Genomic DNA, 24,095 nt, shown 5'->3' with positions numbered 1-24,095 from the left:
TTCCCCCTTCCGGGGGCTGGGTCCTATTCCCCCTTACGCGGGAAGTGCCTGATGACGCCTTCCTGCACCACCGTTGCCATCAGCATGCCCTCGATCGAGAAGTATCGCCCGGTCGCCAATCCTCGTGAACCCGCGGCAACCGGTGACTCCGTCGCGTACAGAACCCAGTCGTCGAACCGGAACGGCCGGTGAAACCAGATCGAATGATTCACGGTCGCCGCAACAATCCGATCGTGCCCCCACGACAATCCATGGGTGGTCAGGATGGAATCCAGCACGGTGGTGTCCGACGAGTACGCCAACACGGCGGCGTGGATCAGTGAGTCGTCCGGCAGCGCGCCGTCCGGTCGCATCCACACGCGGTTGTGAGTGAGTTTCTCCCCCGTGCCTTTCAAAATCCACGCCGGATCGTTGGCGTACCGCATGTCGATCGGTTTGAGTGCGCCCACAAAGTGCGGAAGCGTCGCCTCGTAGCCGGACAGTCGATCACCCAAGGGCGGCAACGACTCCGGTAGCGGAACGTCCGGGATTTCGACGGCATGCTCTAGCCCTGTGCCGGAATCCTGGAACGCTGCCAGCATCACGAACAGCTCGTTGTCGCCTTGATACGCGGTGACCTGACGGTTTGCGAACGCGCGCCCGTCGCGATGCCGCTCGACGCGATATTCGATGGGCGCCTTGACATCTCCGCCGCGAATGAAGTGGCCGTTGATCGCGTGGATCGGTCGATCACCGTCGACGGTACGGCCGGCGGCCATCAGCGCCTGAGACACCAATTGACCGCCGAACGTCCGCGAACTTACCTGCGCCGGGTGATGCCCGCGGAACGCGTCGTCTCCGATGGTTTCGAGATCGAGCAGACCGAGAAGTGTGCCGAGGTCTGTCGACGCGTCCGCGTCGCTCACGCTAGTGGAGTTCTTCGCCGATGCGATGAACGTGAATCAGGTTGGTGGAGCCCACGGTTCCCGGAGGCGAACCGGCGACGATGACAACAAGATCGCCCTTCGCGTAGCGCCCGAGCGACAGCAGTGCACTGTCCACCTGACGCACCATTTCGTCAGTGGTGGACACCGAGTCGACGAGGAACGTTTCGGTTCCCCAGGTGAGTGACAGCTGACTCCGCACCTCAGGCAACGGGGTGAAGGCCAGAAGCGGCAACGGCGTGTGCAGACGCGCCAACCTACGCACGGTGTCGCCGGACTGGGTGAAGGCAACCAGGGCCTTGGCGTCGAGGCGCTCTCCGATATCGCGCGCAGCGTAGGAGATCACGCCTCGCTTGGTGCGCGGCACGTGAGTCAGCGGAGGAACGCGTGTCGATTCGGTTTCGACTGCCTCGACGATGCGTGCCATCGTGCGGACGGTTTCCATGACGTACTTGCCAACCGATGTCTCGCCGGAAAGCATGACCGCGTCCGCGCCGTCGAGGACAGCGTTGGCAACGTCGGAAGCCTCAGCGCGGGTGGGGCGCGAGTTCTCGATCATCGACTCGAGCATCTGCGTTGCCACGATGACGGGCTTGGCGTTTTCGCGGGCGATCTGGATGGCACGCTTCTGCACGAGCGGAACCTGCTCGAGAGGCAACTCCACGCCGAGGTCGCCACGGGCAACCATGACGGCGTCGAAGGCCAACACGATGGCTTCGAGATTGTCGATAGCTTCCGGCTTTTCGAGCTTCGCGATAACGGGAACGCGGCGACCGACTCGGTCCATGATGGCGTGAACCAGTTCGACGTCCGCAGGCGAACGAACGAACGACAGAGCGATGAAGTCGACACCCAACTTCAGGGCAAATTCCAGATCGGCAATATCTTTGCCCGACAGTGCCGGAACGGAGACATTCATACCGGGAAGCGAAAGGCCCTTGTTGTTGCTGACCGGTCCACCCTCGGTGACCGTGCAGACTACGTCGTTCCCTTCGACCGCCGTGACGACAAGACCGACCTTGCCGTCGTCGACGAGCAGGCGATCGCCCGGCTTGGCGTCGCGTGCGAGTTCCTTGTACGTGGTTCCGACGCGGTCGTGAGTGCCCTCGACGTCGTCGACGGTGATACGAACCTCTTCACCGCTTTCCCAGACGGTCCGCTCGTCCTTGAATCGACCGAGCCGGATTTTTGGGCCTTGCAGGTCGGCGAGGACGCCGACGGCCTTGCCTGTCGCGTCTGACGCTGCGCGGACGCGGATGTAGTTCTCTTCGTGATCGGCGTGGTCGCCATGGCTGAAGTTGAGCCGGGCCACGTCCATGCCGCTCTCCACGAGCTCACGGATTCGGTCACCGGTAGCTGTTGCCGGTCCCAGGGTGCATACAATTTTTGTCCGTCGGTTCACGGCTCGAGCCTAGTCGCTCGCAGTGCGCACTTCTATCCGGCGCGTCCGACGTGCATCTTTTGTTCTTACTCGATTCAGTTTCGATTCCTAATAACGAGTGGCAACGCACCGGGATGTACGGGAGCCGGAAGCTGCGATGCCCCAGTCAGATACCGATCGACCGCCCGCGCAACCGAGCGTCCTTCAGCAATGGCCCACACCACCAACGACGCACCCCGGTGTGCGTCACCGCACACGAAGACGCCGGGGCACGAAGTCTGCCAGTCGCGCCCGCAGGCGATCACCCCTCGTGAATTCGGCTCGAGGCCGAAGCCGCACAGCAAGCCGGTGCGCTCGACGCCTGCAAACCCGACGGCCAAGAACACAAGGTCACACGGCACGTCGAATACAGCCCCCACCGGTTCGGCAATCCGTCGGCCACTCTCGTCCCGAGACACACGAACGGGCGCGACGCGCACTGCCCGGACGTGACTTTCACCGGTGAATTCCTGAGCGGCTACCTCGAACTCACGCACTCCCCCCTCGGCGTCAGCGGGAGCGCTCCGCAGTAACAACGGCCAGAGTGGCCACGGGTCTGCGCCGTCGTCGCGTTCGAGTGGGGGCTGCTCGTGGTAATCCAATTCGACAATCGACGCGGCTCCCTGACGGTGAACGGTTCCGAGGCAGTCGGCACCGGTATCACCGCCGCCGATGATGACGACATTCTTGCCCGCTGCACTGATCCTGCTCGGCCCGTCACCAGCACATTCACGGTTGGCCGGCACGAGGTACTCCATTGCCGGATGTATTCCTGTCAGATCACGACCTGGAACGTCGACGTCGCGCGCTCTCCCGGCCCCGATTGCCAGAACAACGGCGTCGTAGTTGGAGAGGAGCTCGCCCGCCGCGAGGTCGGTCCCCACATCACAATCCGTCACGAACTCGGTCCCCTCGGCGCGCATCTGTTCAAGCCTGCGGTCGATGTGATGCTTCGAGATCTTGAAATCAGGGATGCCGTAACGCAGCAGCCCGCCGACGCGGTCATGCCGCTCGAACACCGTGACTCGGTGACCCACACGCGTCAGTTGTTGCGCTGCAGCGAGACCCGCTGGCCCTGATCCGACGATCGCCACCCGCGCATCGGAACGTACGGACGGGATCTGCGGGTGCACCAAACCCTCTTCCCACGCGGTGTCGGCAATCGCCGCTTCGATGCGTTTGATTGCCACGCTTCCACTGGTCAAGTGACTGGAAAGAGCAAGTACGCAGGCAGTTTCACACGGCGCAGGACACAGCCGTCCGGTGAACTCCGGAAAGTTGTTGGTCTCGTGCAATCGGTCCGCAGCAAGGGACCAGTCGTCGCGCCGCACGAGGTCGTTCCAGTCCGGGATCAGATTCCCCAGTGGGCACCCCGACAGACCCGAATGGCAGTACGGGATTCCGCAATCCATGCAGCGCGATGCTTGCTCGGACACCTCGTGCTTGCGCTGATCGGTGGGAAGCTCGGCATAGACCTCACTCCAGTCAGCTGTTCGCTCCGGCACCGGGCGCATCGGCGTCGAAGCGCGCGTGATGCCGAGAAAACCTCGCGGATCAGGCACTGGCCGTCTCCGTCAGAATGTCGCCGGCCTCCGCTGCACCTGCCAGTTTTTGTTCCTCGATTACTCGCTCGTAATCCACCGGCATCACCTTGGTGAATCGCCCCGACTCGCACGACCAGTGCGCAAGCAGACGAGCCCCGACGCAGGACCGCGTCCATTCGACATGGGCGGCAATCATCATCTTCAACCACTGGAGATCATCGGGCGTCGGTTCCTGCAACGTCACCGATGTCAGGTTCACGTTGTTCGGATCCACGTCGAGAACAAATGCGATACCGCCGGACATCCCCGCTGCGAGATTTCGACCGGTTGCACCGAGGATCACTACCCGTCCGCCGGTCATGTACTCACACGCGTGATCACCGGCCCCTTCGACAATTGCGTCGGCGCCGGAATTGCGCACAGCACAGCGCTCCCCCACTCGGCCGCGCGCAAACAGTTCCCCTGCAGTGGCCCCGTACAGGAGCGTGTTGCCGGCGATCACCTGCTCTTCGGGGCGAAAGCCGACATCAGCGTCGGGACGGAGAGCTATCCGCCCTCCCGAAAGCCCCTTACCCACATAATCATTGGCGTCGCCGGTCAAGTCGAGAGTGATCCCCTTCGGTAGGAACGCACCGAGTGACTGACCGGCCGTTCCGTGCAGCCGCACGACAATGGTGTTGTCCGGCAACCCTGGTGCCCCGTATCTCCGGGTCACCTCGGCGCCGAGGGCTGTACCCACTGCCCGGTCCCCGGTGTGGACGTGGCAGTCGATCCGAACGAGTGTCGCATGGTGGAGTGTGTCGGCAGCGCGCTCGACAAGCATCCTGTTGAGATCACCGGCGCCGGGCCGCGTCACAGCTGCCACGCCGCGCCGTGTCACGACCGGAACCGACAGGAGCGGCGCCAAGTCCAGGCGGCGACTCTTCCGATTACCACTTTCGGTGCAGGGAACCAACATGTCAGCACGCCCCACTGCCTCGTCGAGGCTGTGAAAACCGATGTCGGCCAGAATCTCCCGCACACCGTCGGCGATGAACCGGAAGAAACTTGTGACGTACTCGGGGCGTCCGGTGAACCGTGCCCGTAGCTCCGGATTCTGCGTCGCCACCCCGACCGGGCAGGTGTCGAGATGGCACACTCGCATCATGACGCAACCGGCGGCGATCAACGGCGCTGTCGAGAATCCGTATTCCTGCGCGCCGAGTAACGCAGCCACGACAACATCACGGGCCGTGCGCATACCACCGTCGCATTGCAGGACAACTCTCTCCCGTAACCCATTGAGCACCAACGTCTGCTGAGTTTCCGCGAGCCCGAGCTCCCACGGCGTCCCGGCGTGCTCGATCGAGGTCAACGCGGCCGCACCGGTACCACCGTCGTGGCCGGAGATCAGCACCACGTCGGCATGCGCTTTGACCACGCCTGCTGCAACGGTTCCGACGCCGACAGCGCTGACAAGTTTGACGTGAATTCGGGCCTTGTCGTTGGCTTGGCGCAGATCGTAGATCAGTTGTGCGAGATCCTCGATCGAGTAGATGTCGTGATGCTGCGGCGGCGAGATGAGACCGACACCCGGCGTCGAATACCGCGTCCGGGCGATCCACGGATACACCTTGCTGCCAGGTAGTTGTCCACCTTCGCCCGGCTTGGCTCCTTGCGCCATCTTGATCTGAATATCGCTTGCACTGACCAGATAATCGCTGGTCACGCCGAACCTACCGCTGGCAACTTGTTTCACGGCGCTACGACGCGCACAGTCGTACAGGCGATCCGGATCCTCACCGCCCTCCCCCGAATTGGATCGTCCACCCATCGAATTCATCGCTATCGCCATCGTCTCGTGGGCTTCCGCGGACAACGAGCCGTAACTCATGGCGCCGGTGTTGAATCGGCGCAGAATCGCCTCGGCAGGTTCCACGTCGTCGATGCTGAGTGCAGGCCGATCTCCGGTTCTGAAGCCAAGAAGCCCTCGCAATGTTCCGCCCTGCGCGCCGTTGCGATCGACCTCGTCGCTGTACCGGCGGAACACGTCGGCGCGGCCCGACCGTGTGGCGTGCTGGAGGAAGAACACCGATTCCGGTGTGAACACGTGTATTTCACCGTCTCGGCGATAATGGTATTCGCCGCCGAAGTCGAGCTGACGTCGATGTGCATGCGCGGCCGCGTGGCGCACCACCACATCCTCGGCAAGCTCCGCGATACCTATGCCGCCGAGCTTGCTCGTGGTGCCGCAGAAGTACTCGTCGACAAGCCGCGCACTCAGGCCGAAGGCCTCGAATACCTGTGCACCGGTATAGGATTGGACAGTCGAGATTCCCATCTTCGACATCACCTTGAGCACACCCTGATTGGCCGCATCCAGATAGCGCGTCGCCGCAGTACCTGAATCCACCCCGTCCAGGCCACATTCCGCAACCGACTCGAGGGCCAGATACGGTTGGACAGCAGCAGCGCCGTATCCGAGCAGCAATGCGCAATGGTGAATCTCCCGAGCGTCGCCGGTCTCGACGATCAACGAGACCTTACTGCGCCGACGCTTCCGAACGAGATGGTGATGGACCGCGCCAACTGCGAGCAACGACGGAATCGGCGCGTGGTCACGGTCCCACGTTCGATCGGAGATGACCAGGATGTGGCGCCCGGCGTCTACTGCCGCACTGGCTTCGTCACGTAGCTCGCCGAGCGCCGCTTCCAGACCTTCTGTGCCGGCGGCAATGTCGAACACACCGTGCAGTGTCGTCACACCAGCGCCGGATATGCGGACGATCTCCGCCAGTTCCGCTCCGGACACCACGGGCCTGTGCACCAGGGTTCGCCTACACGATGATTCGTTCGGGTCGAGGAGATTCTGTTCAGAGCCCAGAACCACCGACAACGTGGTGACAACTTCCTCTCGAATCGCATCCGACGGTGGATTGGTGACCTGTGCGAACAGTTGAACGAAGTAGTCGTACAGCAGCCTGGGACGCGCGGAGAGCACTGCCAGCGGCGTATCGGTTCCCATCGATCCCACCGGCTCGTGACCGGTGGCGGCCATCGGCGTCAGAACTACACTCAACTCTTCCTCGGTGTACCCGAAGACCTGCTGATGCTGCATCAGCACCGATGGGTCCCCACGTGCTTTGGGCGGATCAGGTGTGTTGCCAACCCGAGTGAGGTTCGCGTCGAGCCAACGCCGATAGGGCGCAGCACCTGCCAACTCGGCCTTGACCTCGTCGTCCGGAACAATACGCTGTTGCGACGTGTCCAACAGGAACATTCGACCGGGTTCGAGTCGACCCTTTGCTATCACGTCGGCCGACGGCACATCGAACACACCACTCTCGCTGGACAATACGACTCGACCCGCCCGGGTGCGCCACCAGCGCCCGGGCCGAAGCCCGTTGCGGTCGAGGACGGCTCCCACCACGGTTCCGTCACTGAACGTAACCGAGGCAGGTCCGTCCCATGCCTCCATCAGGCACGCATGAAATTGATAGAACGCACGTAGCTCGGCCGACATGGCCGAATCCTGTTCCCAGGCAGCGGGAATCATCATCGCCACAACGTGGGGCACACTGCGCCCGCCGAGGGACAACAGCTCGAGCACCTCGTCGAACGACGCAGAATCCGACACCCCGGACGTGCAGATCGGCATCAGCCCGTCGAGATTGCCGCCGAAGAGCTCGCTCCGAAGCTGCGGCTCGCGCGCGCGCATCCAATTTCTGTTTCCGACAATGGTATTGAACTCGCCATTGTGTGCAACAAATCTGAACGGTTGCGCCAACGTCCACGACGGAAAGGTGTTGGTCGAGAACCTGCTGTGCACGACGGCCAGTGCGCTACGCATCCGCTCGTCCTGCAGGTCCGGGTAGAACAGCGGCAACTGACACGGCGTCACCATCGCCTTGTACACCATCGTTCGCGCGGACAACGATGGAAAGTAGACGCCGGAACCCTCGTCCACAACATGTGGGGTGATCCGTTCGGCCTGCTTACGCAGCTCGAGGACACGGCGGTCCAAAGCGATACCGGCCGAGCCCCCACGTGTGTCCGCGACAAAGCACTGACTGATGAACGGCGCACATTCCGTTGCCGATATACCCAGGACTGCCGAATCGACGGGAACATCTCGCCAGCCGAGTACCGACAATCCCACTGAACGCGCGCACCGCTCGATGCGCACGAACGCACGTCGCCGGGGCCGGGCGGCCCGGGGAAGGAAGCAGATACCGGCCGCAAACCTACTCTCACCACGCTCGTTTACATCCGGTAACACGAAGTCGGTGACAGCCCTCAGAAGTTCGACGGGTAGCTGAAGGAGAATTCCCGCTCCGTCACCGGTGGTGGAATCAGCTCCGATGGCACCGCGATGGGACAGCTTGCGCAGTGCGGACAAGCCGTCTTGCACGATCGAATGAGAGCGTCTGCCGTAGACGTCAGCGACAACGGCGACACCACACGAATCTGCTTCCTGATCGGGGTTGTACAGCCCCTGTGGACCAGGCATCTGAGAAAACAGCATGCGTGCCCTCCACCATGCGGGGCCGCCACACGAACCCGCAACCGGCAAGGGTCAGTTTACAACCGGTATGTGCAGGTTGCGATAGAAAAAACCGTGGCACCCCTGTATCGAGGTGCCACGGTGAAACGAGCGAGGGGATCAACTGCGGAGTGGTCGCCCGTACTTGTCCTTCACACTGCCGGTCAGCATCATGATGCCGTCGATCAACGGCCAGATACCACCGATTCCACACGTCAACCAAGTCACCGCAATCTGTGCGATCGCAGTACCGGGCTGATTGAGATAGAACCGGCCTGCGCCGAATCCGCCGAGCAGAATGCCGAGCAGGCCGGCGGTCACCTTCGACTTGTCGGAGAACGGCTGCCCGGTGATCGGATCACGACCGAACGGCGCCGACGGATCGACAAAACCATAGGGCTGCGCATAAGGCTGCTGCTGCCCGTAACCGGGGTTCTGCGGCGGAGCGGTGTAACCCTGAACCGGTGGCGCTGCATACGGATTTGCGCTCTGGTCGGCTGGGACGCCGTACACCGGACCGTCCGCCGGAGGCGGATAGCTCTGTTGCTGATAAGGCTGCTGCTCGTAGCTCGGCGGCGTGTAGTTCGGCGGCGCGGGCTCCGAAATCGGATACGCAGCCGTGGGATCCGAAGCAGCAGAGAAAGCTGTAGTGGGCTCCGACCCCGCCGGCGGCGGGTAAATCGGATGGCTCCCCCACCCTGGGCCGTTGCCCATTCCCGCATATGTGTCCCAGCCGGGGCCGGTGCCCGTCGTTTCGGTTGACGGAGTCTTCTCCGTGGGCGCCGAGGTTTCGCTCAAGGAAGCATCAGCGGTCGCCTCGTAATCGAAGGGCGAACCGAACTGCGGGGGAACCGCGGATTGAGAGCTCGAAGCGTCCCCGGACTCTGCGGGATCCGGATACTTGTTCAAGTCAGGCAACGTGTATTCCTTCGGGTCGACGACGGTCCGGCAAATCGTTGAGGCAAGTGATCTTTATACCTCGAACTGGGTGCGATGCGGACCAGTCATGGCTTGTCCGGCTTCTTCAGATCAACATCCTGCTTTGCGTCCACGCTGGTTGAATCGGCAACCTTTGCCGTCGCGATACCGTCATCCGAGTCGGTATCACTGTCGGTGGCCTCCGAAGCTGTGTTCTCGACAGGCGTGTTCTCGACAGGCGTGTTCTCGACGTAGTCCTTCGACTTCAGTTCGGAAGGATCTTCGCGACCCTTCTTGGCCAGCAGGAAGTACGCAACTGCCGCCACGAACACGATCACCGAGGTGAAGGAGTTGACGCGAATGCCTGCAAGTTCGTATGCCGGATCGTCGCGCATGAGTTCGACGAAGAACCGACCGGCGCAGTAACCCGCCACGTAGAGGGCGAACAGCCGTCCATGGCCGATCTTGAATCGGCGATCGACCACGACAAGCAGGACGACGATGAGGACGTTCCACACGGCCTCGTACAGGAAGGTGGGGTGCACGACCTTCTCTACGACGCCGGTCGATACACCGGACAACGCATCGGTCTGGCCTGACGAGTTCACACGCTGGAAGATTTCCAATCCCCATGGCACTGTCGTTTCGCGCCCGTACAACTCCTGGTTGAAGTAGTTGCCGAACCGGCCTATCGCCTGCGCAAGCAGCACACCAGGCGCGATGGCGTCGCCCAGCGCCGCAACCGGGATCCCGCGCCTGCGGCACCCGATCCATGCGCCGACACCGCCGAGGAAGACTGCGCCCCAGATTCCGAGGCCACCGTTCCACACTTTGAGTGCATCGATCGGTGTTCCGCCTTCACCGAAATACTGCGGCCAGTCGGTGAGCACGTGGTACAGCCGGCCACCGATCAATCCGAACGGCACGGCCCAGACTGCGATATCGAGAACGGTGCCCTTCTCGCCGCCTCGCGCGACCCACCGCCGGTCGCCCCAGACGATGGCGACGATGATTCCGGCGATGATGCAGAGCGCGTAGGCGCGCAGTGCCACGGGCCCGATGTACCAGACACCTTGTGGAGGACTGGGAATGTAGGCCAGTAGTTCAACAGTTGACATCACGACGCCACGTTAGCCGAGCGGACACCTTCAGCGAGTTCTTCGGTGAGGGCACGGACAGCTCCGAGTCCGTTTTCCACAGCCGAGACCAGCGCAGACCCGACGATCACTGCGTCGGCGTAGCCGGCAATTTCTGCGGCCTGGGCGCCAGAGCGAACGCCAAGCCCGACACCGACCGGGATATCGGAATGCGCGCGGATCCGTGCGGTGAGTTCAGGTGCCATCGACGACACTGCGTCGCGCGCTCCGGTGACACCCATCGTGGAGGCCGCGTATACGAACCCGCTACTTGCTTCGAGTGTCATAGCCAGTCGCTCTTCGGTGGACGAGGGTGCCACGAGGAAGATCCGATCGAGGTGGTGCTTCTCGGACGCTTCCATCCAGTCGGCGGCCTCGTCGGGAATGAGGTTGGGGGTGATCAGTCCGAGTCCGCCTGCGGCAGCGAGGTCGCGGGAGAACTTGTCGATCCCGTACTGCATGACCGGGTTCCAGTACGTCATGACTACGGCCTTGCCGCCGACCGAGCTGATCTGCTCGACGACGGTGAAGATGTCGCGCAAGCGGACGCCGTTGCTGAGGGCAGTTTCAGCGGCACGCTGAATGGTCGGTCCGTCCATCACGGGGTCGGAGTACGCGACCCCGACCTCGATGATGTCGCAGCCACCGTCGACCATCGTCTTGAAGACGTCGATGGATTCGGACACCGTTGGGTAGCCTGCTGGCAGGTAGCCGACGAGCGCAGCTCGGTTTTCCGCCTTACATGCCGCAAACGTGGATGCGAGGCGTGATGGTCGTTCGCTCACTTGTCCGAGCCTTCCGTGTTGTTCTGGTCTGCGGGCTGGTCTGCGTTGTCGAACAGACCGAACCAGCTCGCGGCAGTATCCATGTCCTTGTCGCCACGACCGGACAGGTTGACGACGATGATGGCGCCTTCGCCGAGCTCCTTGCCCAGGCGCAGCGCGCCGGCAACCGCGTGCGCGGATTCGATGGCCGGGATGATTCCTTCGCGCCGCGAGAGCAGAAGGAGCGCATCCATTGCCTCGGAGTCGGTGACGGGCTCGTAGGTAGCCCGACCGATGTCGTTGAGATACGCATGTTCCGGACCGACACCCGGATAGTCCAAACCTGCGGAGATGGAATGTGATTCGATGGTCTGACCGTCTTCGTCCTGCAGCAGGTACGAGTACGCACCCTGGAATGCGCCAGGCGTTCCGCCTGCGAATGTTGCTGCATGCCTACCGGTTTCAACGCCGTCGCCCGCTGCCTCGTAACCGACCAGTCGCACCGACAGATCGTCGATGAACGGGTGGAAAATACCGATGGCGTTGGAACCGCCACCGACGCAAGCCGTGACGGCGTCGGGAAGCCGACCGGTCAAGGCCTGAACCTGAGCGCGGGCCTCGAGACCGATGACCCGCTGGAAATCACGCACGAGGGTCGGGAACGGATGCGGACCGGCAGCGGTACCGAAGCAGTAGTAAGTGTCGTCCGCGTGGGAAACCCAATCGCGGAGAGCTTCGTTGATCGCATCCTTGAGTGTGCGCGAACCGGTTTCGACCGAGACGACCTCGGCGCCCAGCAGGCGCATCCGGGCGACGTTCAACGCCTGACGCTCGGTGTCGACCGCACCCATGTAGATGACACACTCGAGGCCGAGCAACGCGCAGGCGGTGGCCGAGGCGACGCCGTGCTGTCCCGCTCCGGTCTCGGCGATGATACGAGTCTTGCCCATTCGCTTGGCCAGAAGTACCTGACCGAGGACGTTGTTGATCTTGTGAGAACCGGTGTGGTTCAGATCTTCACGCTTGAGGATGATGCGAGCGCCGCCCGCGTATTCGCTCATACGCGTTGCTTCGAAAATCGGCGACGGGCGTCCGGTGTAGTCGCGCTGCAGTCGGTCGAGTTCGTTCAGGAAAGCGTCGTCGCTGCGGGCCTTCTCGTATTCGGCGGTAACTTCCTCGATAACCGCCATGAGCGCCTCGGGCACATGACGTCCGCCGTAGACACCGAAGTGCCCTCCGGCATCCGGATCATGAGTGGTGCGCTCGGCAAGTCCGGCACTGGCCGGCGGCAGATTGCCGCCCTTGAAGACTGGTCCCTGAGTACGTGAAGTCACTCCCCCAGTCTGCCCCAAGCGTGTCGCCTGTCACCGCCCGGGTACGGGCAATTGCAACCGCTCGGGTGCGGGCAAACCCCTCCCGAGCGGTGATGCGATTCAGCGTGACGGTTTAGGGCAGGACGGATGCGCTCCGGCGTTGACCAGATCGGCAACCGCTTTACGCGGATCACCACTGGTCACGAGGCCTTCGCCCACCAGGACTGCGTCTGCGCCTGCGCCTGCGTACGCGAGGAGATCAGCAGTGCCACGAACGCCCGATTCGGCGATCTTGATGGTTTCGGTCGGAAGGCCAGGGGCGATCTGACCGAAGGTGTTCTTGTCGACCTCGAGGGTCTTGAGGTTGCGGGCGTTGACACCGATGACCTTGGCGCCGGCTTCGAGCGCGCGGTTGGCCTCTTCCTCGGTGTGAACCTCGACCAGCGCAGTCATCCCCAACGATTCGGTGCGATCGATCAACGAGGCAAGCGCCTGCTGCTCGAGTGCCGCGACGATCAGCAGAATGACATCGGCGCCATGGGCGCGTGCCTCGTGAATCTGGTACGGACCCACGATGAAGTCCTTGCGCAACACCGGAATAGTGACGGCCTTGCGGACGGCATCCAGGTCGGCGAGCGATCCGTGGAAACGACGTTCTTCGGTGAGAACGCTGATAATTCGAGCACCGCCCGCTTGGTAGGCGGCTGCCAATTCGGCGGGGTCGGCGATGTCTGCGAGCGCACCCTTGGACGGGCTTGCGCGCTTCACCTCGGCGATGACGCCGATGCTCGGTTCCAGAAGTGCCGCTACAGCATCGAGGGCGGGCGGTGCAGTGGCCGCGGCAGCCTTGACTGCAGCGAAGTCGAGTACGGCTTCGCGGGCGGCGACATCAGCGCGCACCCCGTCGAGAATCGAGTCGAGTACGGTCATCGTGGCCCGAATCCTTTCTGGGCAAGTGCCCGATGTGAGATACGTCATCGGGGTGGTGTCAGCCTAGTTGGGCGATTTTTTGCTACTCCGCCCGGGTACCCACGCGCGTGGGAGTTCGGACGTAATCGAGGTCACGATCGTGAATCCTTGCCCGGCTCATTGCCGTCCACGTCAGGTTTCTCGCCTTCCGTATCGAGCGTCGGATCTTCCCCGGCGTCGAGCGCGTCCCACAGCATCCGTTGTGTCACAGGCTCGTCGGGCGCATCTTTGCTTCCCTGTCCGAGCTTGGCCGCTGCCTCCCGGCGAGCTGCAGGGTTGTCGTACTTCGACGAGAGACCGGCGCGCGCCTTGGGCTTTCGCATGAGCAGAACACCGGCAGCGAGAGCCGCAAGGGCCCCGGCGAGCGCGAGCAGCGCAGGCAACACCGATGCTTCGGCGGACACTTCTTCGAGGTGCGAGGACAGTTCGGCAAGATCTGCGGCGCGGTCGTCATCTGCTCCCGAAACCAACAGTTGGACAGCTGGAACTGCGACTCCGATGCCGACCAATCCCACCAACAGGCCGACAACTCGGAGCGCCCACCCACGGACCGCGAACGACGCCGCAACAGCAGCAAGAAGCGTGAGAGCGAGCGGCGTCATCGCCGCAGCCCACGTGCCACCGTCGAGATCCGTGGTGCGCGCCAAAGTCTTACCGTCACTGGAGGTTACTTGTACCCACGTCATCCGCGAGCTTCCCCACAGCGCAATGGCCGCGATCCCCAGCAGGAGCGTGGTCAGCATCGTGGTGCTGCGGCCCGAACGTGGTGTCGGCGAGTCCGCGCCGGTGCTCGAAGCTTGTTCGCTCACTTACCCTTCACCTCCGATGGTGCGCAACGTGTGTGCCGATGCGATCGCGCTGAGCACGGCCATCGCCTTGTTCCGCGCCTCGGTGTCCTCGTAGACCGGATCGGAGTCGGCGACCACACCTGCACCGGCTTGGACGTATCCGATGCCGTCCTTGATGAGTGCGGTGCGAATCGCGATCGCGGTGTCGGCATCACCGGCGAAGTCGAGGTACCCGACAATGCCGCCGTAGACCCCGCGGCGGGTGGGTTCGAGTTCTTCGATCAACTGCATCGCCCGGACCTTGGGAGCGCCCGAGAGCGTGCCGGCCGGGAAGCACGCCGTGACAGCGTCGAGCGCCTGCTTGCCCTCCGCGAGGTGCCCGGTCACGGTGGAGACCAGGTGCATCACGTGGCTGTATCGCTCGATGTGGCGGTAATCGTGCACCTTGACCGTGCCGGGTCGGCAGACACGACCGAGGTCGTTGCGTCCGAGGTCGACCAGCATCAGGTGCTCGGAGTTTTCCTTCTCGTCAGCGAGGAGGTCCTTCTCGAGGAGGATGTCGTCTTCCTCGGTTGCACCGCGCCACCGGGTTCCGGCGATCGGGTGAGTGGTTGCGACACCTTCCGAGACGGTAACCAGCGCTTCTGGGCTGGAGCCGACAATGGAGAATGCGGTCTCACCGTCACCGTTCGGGACGTTGAGCAGGTACATGTACGGACTGGGGTTCGAGGCCCGCAACATTCGGTACACGTCAATAGGTGCTGCGGTGCAGTCGATCTCGAATCGTTGGGAGAGCACGACCTGGAATGCCTCGCCCGCTTCGATATCGCCGATCAGCTTCTTCACGTCGACGCCGAAACTCTCCGTCGTGCGCTGACGGCGGTAACTCGGGGTGACCTTGGCAAACGTGGAGACCGTCGACTTGGCTGGTGCCGCAAGTGCCCGCGTCATCGCGTCGAGACGCGCGACGGCGTCGTCGTACGCCTCCTCGACCCGTGCGTCGGTGCCGTCCCAGTTGACTGCGTTGGCGATCAACGTGATCGCACCCTCGTGATGGTCGACGGCGGCAATGTCTGCGGCCAGCAACATGACCATCTCGGGGATCTGCAGGTCGTCGACGGCCGAGTTGCCCACGTTTTCGAGCCGACGGACGGCGTCGTATCCGAGGAATCCGACCATCCCGCCGGTAAGAGGCGGCAGGTCGGGCAGACGTTCCGAGCGCAAAAGTTCGAGAGTGGCACCGAGTGCGTCGACAGGGTTGCCACCGGACGGTGCGCCGGCGGGGACGTTGCCGTACCAGGCGGCTTCACCGTCGATGACGGTCAGAGCGGCAGGACTGCCGACGCCGATGAAGGACCATCGTGACCACGACCGGCCGTTCTCCGCAGACTCGAGAAGGAAGGTCCCCGGACGGTTCCCGGCCAACTTCTCATAAGCCGAGAGCGGAGTTTCGGAGTCCGCCAGCACTTTTCGTGTCACCGGAACTACCCGATGCTCGGCGGCGAGGGCACGGAACTGCTCTCGCGTGGTGGTGGAATCGGACGCCGCATCGACGATCGCGGTGTCGGACGAGGGTGCGGACTTGGAGGTGGGCTCGCCGTGCATGACTCCATCATCCCAGGCTCACCTGCGCGGGCCTCGTTCGCGGGTAACCTCAGCCGAATGAAACCAGGTCAGCTTGCTCCCGATTTCACCCTGCCCGATCAGGACGGAACGCCCCGTTCGCTGACCAGCCTGCTGGAGAAGGGGCCACTGGTGCTGTTCTTCTATCCGGCAGCCTCAACGCCGGTGTGCACCGCGGAAGCGTGCCACTTCCGCGACCTCGGCAAGGATTTTGCAGCGGTAGGCGCCGCTCGCGCGGGCATCAGCACCGACACCGTCGAAGCGCAGTCGACGTTTGCCACTACCCAGTCCTTCGACTATCCCCTGCTCGCCGACACCGACGGCACCGTTGCCGAGCAGTTCGGCGTCAAACGCGGACTGCTCGGCAAGTTGATGCCGGTCAAACGTTCAACGTTCGTGATCGACACGGATCGAACCGTATTGAAGGTCATCTCGAGCGAATTCCGCGCGAGCACACATGGCGATCAGGCACTCGAGTTTCTCCGGAGTCGCACCTGACCCGCTACGCGACCTGAATCGAGCGCTTTGCGAGTCCCATCCAGAAACCGTCGATGACCTGGGTGGGCACCTGCTCAGGATCGGACGACGCACCGAGAGTCACGAACAGCGGCGCGAAGTGCTCGATGGTCGGGTGTGCGTACGGCATACCGGGAGCCTGTGCACGGAAATCGATGAGCGAATCGACGTCGCCGGCTGCGAACCGCTCCCCGGCCCACGCGTCGAATTCGGCAGACCAACCTGGAGCCTTTGCCTCCGGCGACGGGTCACGCAGAAATGGCAGGCCATGGGTTGTAAATCCGGATCCCACGATCAACACGCCCTGCTCGCGCAGTGGACGCAACCGTTGGCCGAGGTCTAGCAGACGTTCGGGGTCCAAAGTCGGCAGGGAGATCTGCAGCACGGGGATGTCCGCATCCGGGTACATCACCGTCAACGGAACATAGGCGCCGTGATCGAGGCCACGATTGGGTTGCTGGACGACCTGCTCGTTATCTGGCATCAACGCTGCCACCTGCGTGGCCAGGTCCGGCGCCCCCGGCGAGTTGTACCGAGCCCGGTAAAACCGCTCGGGGAATCCACCGAAGTCGTAGATCAGCGGGGTTCCCGTTGTGGTCGATCCGATGGTCAGCGGCGCGGATTCCCAATGTGCCGACACGATCAAGATTGCCGTCGGCCGTGGCAGGTCACCGGCCCACGCGCCTAGTTGCTTCACCCAGAGAGCGCTGTCCACCAACGGCGGGGCACCGTGGCTGAGATACAGCGCGGGCATTGTGGCGGCGGACATAGCGGCTCCTCATGAGTTCACCGAATGCTTAAGTTGAAGGTTCAACCTAATATAGAACTCAACACTTGAAACGCGCAACTATTCCCTGCCTGCACCCACTGGACACTCGTCTGCAACCCTGTAGTGGTAGAACACAGCGCTTCGAAGGGGTACAGACCGATGAGTGGATCGAACGGCCAGGCCGAGTCGCCGGTTCAGACCAAGTGGCTCACCACCGAGCAACAGCAGGCCTGGCGCACCCTCATCTCCTTGGTAACCCGCCTACCAGCGGCTCTCGACACCCAGCTCCAACGCGACTGCGCACTAACCCATTTCGAGTACTTCGTGCTGTCGGCGCTGTCAGAAGTACCCGACCACAAGCTGCAACTCTCACTACTGGCACAGCAAGCCAATGCGTCGCTGTCGCGCCTCTCCCACGTCGTCACGAAGATGGAGAAGGCCGGCTTGGTCAAGCGTGAAGTGATCCGCGGTAGCCGAGGCTCCAACGCGGTACTCACCGATGCCGGAATGGCCAAGGTCATCGAGGCATCGCCCGGTCACGTTCGGTTGGTCCAAGCCTTGGTGTTCGAAGGCCTCGACGACAGCCAGGTCGCACAACTCTCCGCCCTGAGCACCGCCATGGTCGACCAACTCGACAGAGGAATTGCCGGCGGACTCGGGAAAGCCTGACGGGACCACCCACACCGCGCACAACTTCCCCGGCTCCCGTAGTGTCTGGACACATGTCTGGTAAGGCCAACTTCGAGTCCACCCGCCGGCGCCTGTCGGGACAACAGGCCGAAACTGTCGATCGTTTGACCAAGGCAGCTGTTGCCATCCTGCGTACGCATGGGTTTTCCGCCCTGACCATCCGCATGGTCGCGGGCGAAGCTGGGGTCGCGCCGGCAACCGCGTACACCTACTTCTCGTCCAAGAGCCACCTTGTCGCAGAACTGTTCTGGCGACGCCTCGACGCGCTCCCTCACGAGGCCGACGCAGAGCAGGACCGCGAGAGTCAGGTCTGTTCGGTCCTGCGCAGTGTCGCACTCCTGGTGTCCGATGAACCGGAACTCGCCGCCGCAGTCACCACCGCGATGATGGCCGACGACCCGGACGTCGAACATCTCCGCGCCCGGATCGGGAAGAACATTCGCGAACGCCTGGTCGAGGCATTGGGACCAGAACACGACGCCGACGTCCTCGAAGCCCTTGAAATCGCCTGGTCAGGCGCATTGGTGCGAGCTGGAATGGGATACGAGTCCTACTCGCAGATCGCGGATCGCCTCGAGATCACCGCAAGGCTGATCATGGCGGGCCACGACAACAGCTGAGCAGAACTCAGATCGGTGTCAGCTCACTCACCAACCACCGGTCATCGACGCGTTCGACGGTGACCTTCACGCGACTCGAACTCGACGCCGGAGCCGGCTGCGCAAAACTGGTGGTGATCTGATCGACGAACATCAGCAATTCGACGCGATCGAACATGGCACCGAGCAACCCGACATCCACAACCCGGGCGCTGGTACTGATTCCTTGCGCTTTCGATTGGGGCGCAACGATTGTCGCAGCAAACTCGACGAATTCGTCCTTGAACGTTCCGGTGGCTGCGCCAGCCCCGGCCGCGAGGTCACTGTCCACCATTTCACTGGTGTACGTAAGCAAGTCCTCCACCAACGCAGGTGCCGTTGCAATCGCATCCGCTCTCGCCGACTCGAGTGCATCGCCGTCGCGGCGAATCCACAGCAGGGCGCACGCGGCAATTGCGAGAACCGCAACCAGCACGACAGAGATCGCCCGCCTCACGGCACGAACTCCACACTCGACATCAGAATTTTCCCGTCGACGTCCTCGACACCGATGCGCAGTCGATAGGTCCGCGACGTCGTCTCGCCCGCAGAATTGGCGACCTCCGCAGACGCCGCAATCAGTACTAATCCCGACGTCGCCGTCTCCGACGACAGTGCAGCAGCATCGATCCTTGCGTCGGAGTTGACAGATGCGGAACGTATCGCGTTGACGAACTCCGACTGATCGCCAACCAACTCCTCTGCGAACTCGCCCGTGCTGAGCGCTCGCAGTTGGGCCACATCCTCGTCCACGGTATCGACGTGAATGTCGACCAATGCCAGCGCTCCCGCCGACGCCCCGTCCACCAGTTCCTGCCGATGAGCGTCCCGGGCATTGTCGCCCCGCATCGACATAGCGCCGGTCACCACCACTGCCGCCAAACCTGCAATCACCACCGCGACAAGCACGCGTCCGCGCGTGGTTATATGCCGCGAAACATCCTCGGTTGTCAGGGATTCGGTGTCGTCAACAACTGCTGCCACGAATCCCCCTTACCGATATCGGTGTGCCCGTATGCAATCCCGTCTGGCCCGGTGTACAACTCGTCGGGAGCGTTGGTTCCCGACGGCACGTACGGTTCCGGGCTCCGGCACGTCACCGGGTCCGGCGCCCGCTTGCCCGGAACTTCCATACACGGAATGTTCCGCGAACCGCGCACGGCAAAGACCGAATCCGCCGGCACCTTGCAGAACAGATCGGGCGGAGTGTCCGGAACACTGGTCACCGTGGGGTCGCGGCGCTGATCCGCCGGTAGGTATCCGGTGGAGCAGGCCGCCGGGTCTTGAGCCTGCAGATGGAAATTGACGTTGGCGGCTCCGTCCGCCTGGCCGCGTTGTACAACGGTCTCCTGAGCAGCAACAAGCGGCGGCAGTATGACCAGTACCTGTTCGAGTGACGCGTTGTAGGTGAGCGCAACCTGCCCGGCACTGGTCAGGTTGGCCAGGAGAATCGGCAGGGTCGGACGCAGATCCTGGAACAAGAGCTCCGCCTCGGTGGCGAACCCTGGCCCGGTGTCGATGATGTTGCGAATAGTGCCGTCCGCGATTTCCAATTGCCCGCTCAGCCGGGCGACGCTCGACGCCCACAATCGGATTTGATCCCCCGTGACAACTTGGGTCTCGAGGAGCGGGGCGAGTTGTTGCACAAGAGTTGTCGCGGGAGTAGTGGCGTCGGACAACTGATCTACAAAGGACGTGGTCGAATCCAGCAGTCTCGCAAGATCTTCGCCGCCACCGGCAAACGCAGCTGCAGACTCGTCGATCACCGCGCGCAGTTTGTCCTGTGGGACGGAGGCGAGCAACGCCTGCGCCTGATCGAGAACGGGTCCGATCTCCTGAGATATCACCACAGACTCGGTGTCGATCACGTCGCCGTCGGCCAGAAACGGGCCGTCAGAGGTGGTCGGCTGCAGATCGACGTACTGCTCGCCTATCGCCGATACGCTGCGCACAGCCGCCACCAGCTCGGTACTGGGTACGGGAACTGAACTCTGCAAGGACAATTCGGCTTTCACGACGTCGGGGTGGAGCTGCACCGATCGGACTTGACCGATGGTGTCGCCGCGGTACGTCACATTCGCATTGCGGTACAGGCCACCGGCGTTGGGCAGTTCCAGCGTCACTGTGTATCGCCCGATACCCAGCATCGTGGGAACACGGAGGTACGCGATCGCGGCCACCGTCATACCGAGCACGGCAAGGATCGCAAAGATCACCAACTGCCGGCGAACAAGCTTGGTGAGGATCATCGTCCTCCCTCCCCTGCATTGCCCGTTGCATTCAGCGGCGCGGTCATCGGGTCGACCGGCCCGCCGCCCATTTGCGGAGCACCGAACGGGGTACCGAAACCGAGTCCGGACTGTAATCGGTTGGTGGTCAGGTCGATCAGCGCCCACAGATTGGTGTAGTCGCCGCGCATCCCGTCATCGATGGTGGTCTGTGGGAACGGGAAGGTGCTCAGGTTTCCGAGATTGTTGATCAGATCCGGACCTGCCGCGACAACCTGCTGCAATGTCGGCTCGAGTGCCGCAAGATTTGCGCTCAGATCATCTCGCGTGCGGTTGACCAGGTCGGTGCCGACGTCTCCGAATCGGCCCACCGAATCGAGTGCGGTGGTCAGGGTAATGCGCTGATCTTCCAGTTCCGCCAAGGCTGGAGCCAGCACGTCGAGCGCCTTCCCCAGTACGTCGCGTTGGGCGTTTATTTCCCCCGCAAACACATCCAGGTTCTCCATCGTGGTCACCATGGCGATGCGTTGCCGGTCCAGGGTCTCCGTCAATGTGTCCATCTGCGCGAGTAGGTCACGTGCTGATACGGTGCGTCCGCCGAGTGCATTGTTCAATTCGGTGGTGATGGTGTGAATTTGCGCGAGTCCGCCGCCGTTGAGCACTATGGACAGCGCTGTCAGAGTTTCCTCCGTAGTCGGGTACACGCCCGCCGACGCCAGAGGAATGACAGAGCCCTCGGCGAGCGTCCCTTCCGGTTCGACACCGACCGGCGGTGCCAGGGCAACATGCTTGGAACCCAGCAGGCTGGTCTGTCCGATTTTCGCGGTGGAATTAGCCGGCAACACCACCGAACCATCCAGGGACACTGTCACTTTCGCGTGCCAATTGTCGGAGGCGATGGCACTGATACTGCCGACCGTCACATCGTTCACCATTACCGGGGAGTTGGGACTGATCGACGTGACGTCCGGCATCTCGATGACCACGGAAAAACTGTCGGCGCCGCGCCCCGCAGCACCGGGCAACGGCACCGAATTCAGGCCGTTCCACCCGCAGCCGGACACGAGCACAACAACACCGACGCAACAGATTCTCCGGATCATCGTGTCCCCACCTCCGGCATCAGCAACTGACCCAGCCCTGCGGGAACACTCACGCTCGGCAGGGAGGGAGCCGGCTTCAGATCCGGTTCGCTGTACACCAACTGATCCGGCGCCGCACCAAGCGCACGGGTCGGATTGATGTTCAGATCCGGATAGTTCGCTCTGATGGTGTTCAGGTACGGTCCGAGGTACTCGGCACACAATTCCGCACCCTTCGCAGAGGTTTCGTTTGCCAGTCCCGCGATACCGCCGCAGATGAAGTCGATCGGATTGCCGATGTTCTGGAAGGCAGGCACCCCGACCATCGCGCCTTGGGCCGGGCGGTACACGTTGTAGTAATTGGACAAGGCCGTCGGCGCCAGATGCAGAAGCTTTTCGATCCCATCGCGTTTGTCCACCAGCACCTGGGAGACATCGGCCAATGTGTTCACCTGTTCGGTGAGCCCGCTGCGATTCTGTTCGACAAATCGGTGGACATCACCGATCGCCGCATCCAGATCAACCAGAGCTGGTGCCAATTGTGTCCGGCTGTCTGCCAACAGACCTGTCACTGTTGCCAGACGTCCCTGAAAGCTCACTATCTGTTCGTTGCTTGCCGCCAACGCCGTGGTGAAAGTCTGCAGTCCCCGGATCGTTCCGAAAAGATCGCCACCTCCCTCGTTCAGAGTGCTCATGGCCGAAGACAGTTCCGTGATCGAACGTCCTAACGCCTCACCGTTCCCACTCAAAGCCGTGCCTGCGGCATCGAGGAATTCGGCCGCTGACCCGCGGGTCCCCTCGGACGGCCCCAATGCATCTGCCGCCCGGCCCAATTGCTCCTTGATCTGGTCCCATTCCACGGGCACCGCGGTTCGCTCGATTCCGATCTCCGCTCCATCGGCCAACGCGTCTCCCCCGTCCTCCGTCAATGCCGGCGTCAGCTGGACGAACCTGGCCGAGACCAAGGACTGAGCAACGATCACCGCGTGTGCGTCCGCTGCGACAGGGACGGATCGGGCGAGTTCGAGTTCGACCCGCATCTTGTCCCCTTGCGGAGTTATCGAGGTGACCTTGCCGACGTCGACGCCCACAACACGGACGTCGTCGCCGACGTAGAGTCCCGTCGTCGACGCAAAATAGGCCGTCACCGAGTAGTACCGAAAGTGCTGTACGACAAAATATCCCGCCACCGCCACCGCGAGTACCCCGACCGCGGCGACAATACGTTTCGCGACCATCAGCGAACCTCCGGTATCGGTAGCGGCGCAGGCGGAAGCCCGACAATCGCGTTGATCAACGGTTGGGTGTACTGGGCGGGAAGCAGGTTCTGGATGTACGAGTAGTAGAACGGTCCGCTCGCGACGGTATCGCCGAGCGTCCCCACGTACGTTCCGAGTCCGTCGATGCCCTGGGCCAGGTTGTCCTTGTTCTTCTGGAGTATCCCGAGCACCGTGTCGAGCTTGTTCAGCACCGGGCCCAGTTGTGCTTCGTTGTCGTGTACCAACCCACTGAGTTGAGTGGAGACAGCCGAGATGTCGGTGATGACGTTGCCCAACGCATCCTGCCTGCGGACCAGTTCACCAAGGAGAGCATCGCCGTCGACAAGAAGCGCGTTGACCTGCGGTCCCCGGTCCGCGAGGAGACCGGCCACGTTATTCGCATCTGCGAGCAGAAGCTTCAGTGTCTCGTCGCGGCGGTTGATGCTGTCCGACAGGCGGGCTACCCCGTCGAGGGCGGGCCGCAAGGAAGGCGCGCTGTCCGTCATCACTGCACCAACCTCCTCCAACGACGCCGACAACTGGTCGAGGTTGATGTCCTCGACCGTGGTGGTGAGGTCGCCGAGTACGTCGGGCAACGAGTACGCCGATCGGGTGCGTTCGAGTGGGATCTGTCCGCCGACGGGTATCCGTCCACTTCCATCCAGGTCGAGCGATAGCGCACGTTTACCGAGCAGGGACATCGTGGTGATCGCCGCCGACGTACTCTCACCGAGAGTGACGGAACCGTCGAGCGTGAAATCAACTCGAGCACGGCCTTTTTCGACAGCGATGTTGTCGACGGTGCCGATCTTCACCCCGGCCGCGTTTACCTCGTCACCGGCAGCCACACCACTCGCGTCGTTGAACACTGCGCTGTAGCTCACCCCGTTTTTCACGAACTGCAGATCCTGATACTGCAGTGACGCCAGCACCACCGACGCGGTCATCACCATCCCCACAACGCCTACTCGCACGGCCTGCTTCTGCGCCATC

At 62.7% G+C, this 24,095-nt stretch carries 21 protein-coding genes; 3 read left to right on the top strand and 18 right to left on the bottom strand.

Going from position 1 to position 24,095, the window contains the following annotated elements:
* Positions 1-23: 23 nt before the first annotated feature.
* From FEZ60_RS12465 to FEZ60_RS12415, 11 genes are all read right to left on the bottom strand, one after another.
* Positions 24-905: an acyl-CoA thioesterase II gene (locus FEZ60_RS12465; protein WP_116101367.1), complete on the bottom strand. Its 882-nt coding sequence runs from the start codon at positions 903-905 to the stop codon at positions 24-26.
* 1 nt (position 906) lies between these two features.
* On the bottom strand, positions 907-2,325 hold the full coding sequence (gene pyk, locus FEZ60_RS12460) for a pyruvate kinase (protein WP_033230849.1): 1,419 nt from the start codon (positions 2,323-2,325) through the stop codon (positions 907-909).
* 74 nt (positions 2,326-2,399) lie between these two features.
* On the bottom strand, positions 2,400-3,905 hold the full coding sequence (locus FEZ60_RS12455) for a glutamate synthase small subunit (protein ID WP_172936179.1): 1,506 nt from the start codon (positions 3,903-3,905) through the stop codon (positions 2,400-2,402).
* The gene (gltB, locus tag FEZ60_RS12450) at positions 3,898-8,391 is read right to left on the bottom strand and encodes a glutamate synthase large subunit (protein WP_172936178.1); all 4,494 of its coding nucleotides are present in this window, start codon (positions 8,389-8,391) and stop codon (positions 3,898-3,900) included. Before gltB ends, FEZ60_RS12455 begins: the two co-directional genes overlap by 8 nt.
* 138 nt (positions 8,392-8,529) lie before the next feature.
* Complete coding sequence (locus FEZ60_RS12445; protein ID WP_033230852.1) at positions 8,530-9,318, bottom strand: TM2 domain-containing protein; 789 nt, start codon at positions 9,316-9,318, stop codon at positions 8,530-8,532.
* Positions 9,319-9,413: 95 nt separating this feature from the next.
* Positions 9,414-10,448 carry a prolipoprotein diacylglyceryl transferase gene (lgt, locus tag FEZ60_RS12440; RefSeq protein WP_172936177.1) on the bottom strand — a complete coding sequence of 345 codons (1,035 nt, stop codon included), beginning with the start codon at positions 10,446-10,448 and terminating at the stop codon, positions 9,414-9,416.
* On the bottom strand, positions 10,445-11,248 hold the full coding sequence (trpA, locus tag FEZ60_RS12435; RefSeq protein ID WP_095886425.1) for a tryptophan synthase subunit alpha: 804 nt from the start codon (positions 11,246-11,248) through the stop codon (positions 10,445-10,447). The genes lgt and trpA overlap by 4 nt, the downstream gene beginning before the upstream one ends.
* On the bottom strand, positions 11,245-12,561 hold the full coding sequence (gene trpB / locus FEZ60_RS12430) for a tryptophan synthase subunit beta (RefSeq protein WP_045070068.1): 1,317 nt from the start codon (positions 12,559-12,561) through the stop codon (positions 11,245-11,247). Before trpB ends, trpA begins: the two co-directional genes overlap by 4 nt.
* Before the next feature lie 99 nt (positions 12,562-12,660).
* Positions 12,661-13,470, bottom strand: a complete 810-nt coding sequence (gene trpC / locus FEZ60_RS12425; RefSeq protein ID WP_033230856.1) for an indole-3-glycerol phosphate synthase TrpC — start codon at positions 13,468-13,470, stop codon at positions 12,661-12,663.
* A gap of 131 nt (positions 13,471-13,601) precedes the next feature.
* Positions 13,602-14,252 carry a TIGR02234 family membrane protein gene (locus FEZ60_RS12420; RefSeq protein ID WP_045071040.1) on the bottom strand — a complete coding sequence of 217 codons (651 nt, stop codon included), beginning with the start codon at positions 14,250-14,252 and terminating at the stop codon, positions 13,602-13,604.
* A gap of 66 nt (positions 14,253-14,318) precedes the next feature.
* Positions 14,319-15,902: an anthranilate synthase component I gene (locus FEZ60_RS12415; protein WP_033230858.1), complete on the bottom strand. Its 1,584-nt coding sequence runs from the start codon at positions 15,900-15,902 to the stop codon at positions 14,319-14,321.
* A gap of 57 nt (positions 15,903-15,959) precedes the next feature.
* Between FEZ60_RS12415 and FEZ60_RS12410 the strand changes: the two genes are divergently transcribed.
* Complete coding sequence (locus FEZ60_RS12410) at positions 15,960-16,418, top strand: peroxiredoxin (protein WP_033231404.1); 459 nt, start codon at positions 15,960-15,962, stop codon at positions 16,416-16,418.
* Positions 16,419-16,422: 4 nt separating this feature from the next.
* Here FEZ60_RS12410 and FEZ60_RS12405 read toward each other — a convergent pair whose 3' ends face one another.
* On the bottom strand, positions 16,423-17,205 hold the full coding sequence (locus tag FEZ60_RS12405) for a class III extradiol ring-cleavage dioxygenase (RefSeq protein ID WP_045070071.1): 783 nt from the start codon (positions 17,203-17,205) through the stop codon (positions 16,423-16,425).
* Between the two features lie 159 nt (positions 17,206-17,364).
* Here FEZ60_RS12405 and FEZ60_RS12400 point away from each other — a divergent pair, with 159 nt between their 5' ends.
* A complete protein-coding gene (locus tag FEZ60_RS12400; protein ID WP_116101372.1) occupies positions 17,365-17,874 on the top strand; it encodes a MarR family transcriptional regulator in 510 nt (169 codons plus the stop codon).
* 53 nt (positions 17,875-17,927) lie between these two features.
* Positions 17,928-18,515: a TetR/AcrR family transcriptional regulator gene (locus FEZ60_RS12395; RefSeq protein ID WP_033230861.1), complete on the top strand. Its 588-nt coding sequence runs from the start codon at positions 17,928-17,930 to the stop codon at positions 18,513-18,515.
* 7 nt (positions 18,516-18,522) lie between these two features.
* On the opposite strand, the gene FEZ60_RS12390 is transcribed toward FEZ60_RS12395, so the two are convergent.
* The 6 genes from FEZ60_RS12390 to FEZ60_RS12365 are packed head-to-tail and all read right to left on the bottom strand — an operon-like array spanning position 18,523 to position 24,094.
* The gene (locus FEZ60_RS12390; RefSeq protein WP_141484384.1) at positions 18,523-18,990 is read right to left on the bottom strand and encodes a hypothetical protein; all 468 of its coding nucleotides are present in this window, start codon (positions 18,988-18,990) and stop codon (positions 18,523-18,525) included.
* Positions 18,987-19,517 (bottom strand): hypothetical protein, encoded by a 531-nt coding sequence (locus tag FEZ60_RS12385; RefSeq protein WP_336881715.1) that lies wholly within the window; start codon positions 19,515-19,517, stop codon positions 18,987-18,989. The genes FEZ60_RS12390 and FEZ60_RS12385 overlap by 4 nt, the downstream gene beginning before the upstream one ends.
* Positions 19,484-20,782: an MlaD family protein gene (locus tag FEZ60_RS12380; RefSeq protein ID WP_116101376.1), complete on the bottom strand. Its 1,299-nt coding sequence runs from the start codon at positions 20,780-20,782 to the stop codon at positions 19,484-19,486. Before FEZ60_RS12380 ends, FEZ60_RS12385 begins: the two co-directional genes overlap by 34 nt.
* Entirely contained in the window at positions 20,779-21,864 is a 1,086-nt protein-coding gene (locus FEZ60_RS12375; protein ID WP_172936176.1) for an MCE family protein, read from the bottom strand. The genes FEZ60_RS12380 and FEZ60_RS12375 overlap by 4 nt, the downstream gene beginning before the upstream one ends.
* Positions 21,861-23,081 carry an MCE family protein gene (locus tag FEZ60_RS12370; protein ID WP_172936175.1) on the bottom strand — a complete coding sequence of 407 codons (1,221 nt, stop codon included), beginning with the start codon at positions 23,079-23,081 and terminating at the stop codon, positions 21,861-21,863. Before FEZ60_RS12370 ends, FEZ60_RS12375 begins: the two co-directional genes overlap by 4 nt.
* Positions 23,081-24,094, bottom strand: a complete 1,014-nt coding sequence (locus FEZ60_RS12365) for an MCE family protein (protein ID WP_080711549.1) — start codon at positions 24,092-24,094, stop codon at positions 23,081-23,083. Before FEZ60_RS12365 ends, FEZ60_RS12370 begins: the two co-directional genes overlap by 1 nt.
* Position 24,095: the final 1 nt, after the last annotated feature.

This window comes from Rhodococcus sp. MS16, from assembly GCF_013277795.1.
GTDB classification, from domain to species: domain Bacteria; phylum Actinomycetota; class Actinomycetes; order Mycobacteriales; family Mycobacteriaceae; genus Rhodococcus_F; species Rhodococcus_F globerula.
Note: the sequence above shows the minus strand (reverse complement) of the source record. Positions and strands in the feature narration are given on the sequence as shown.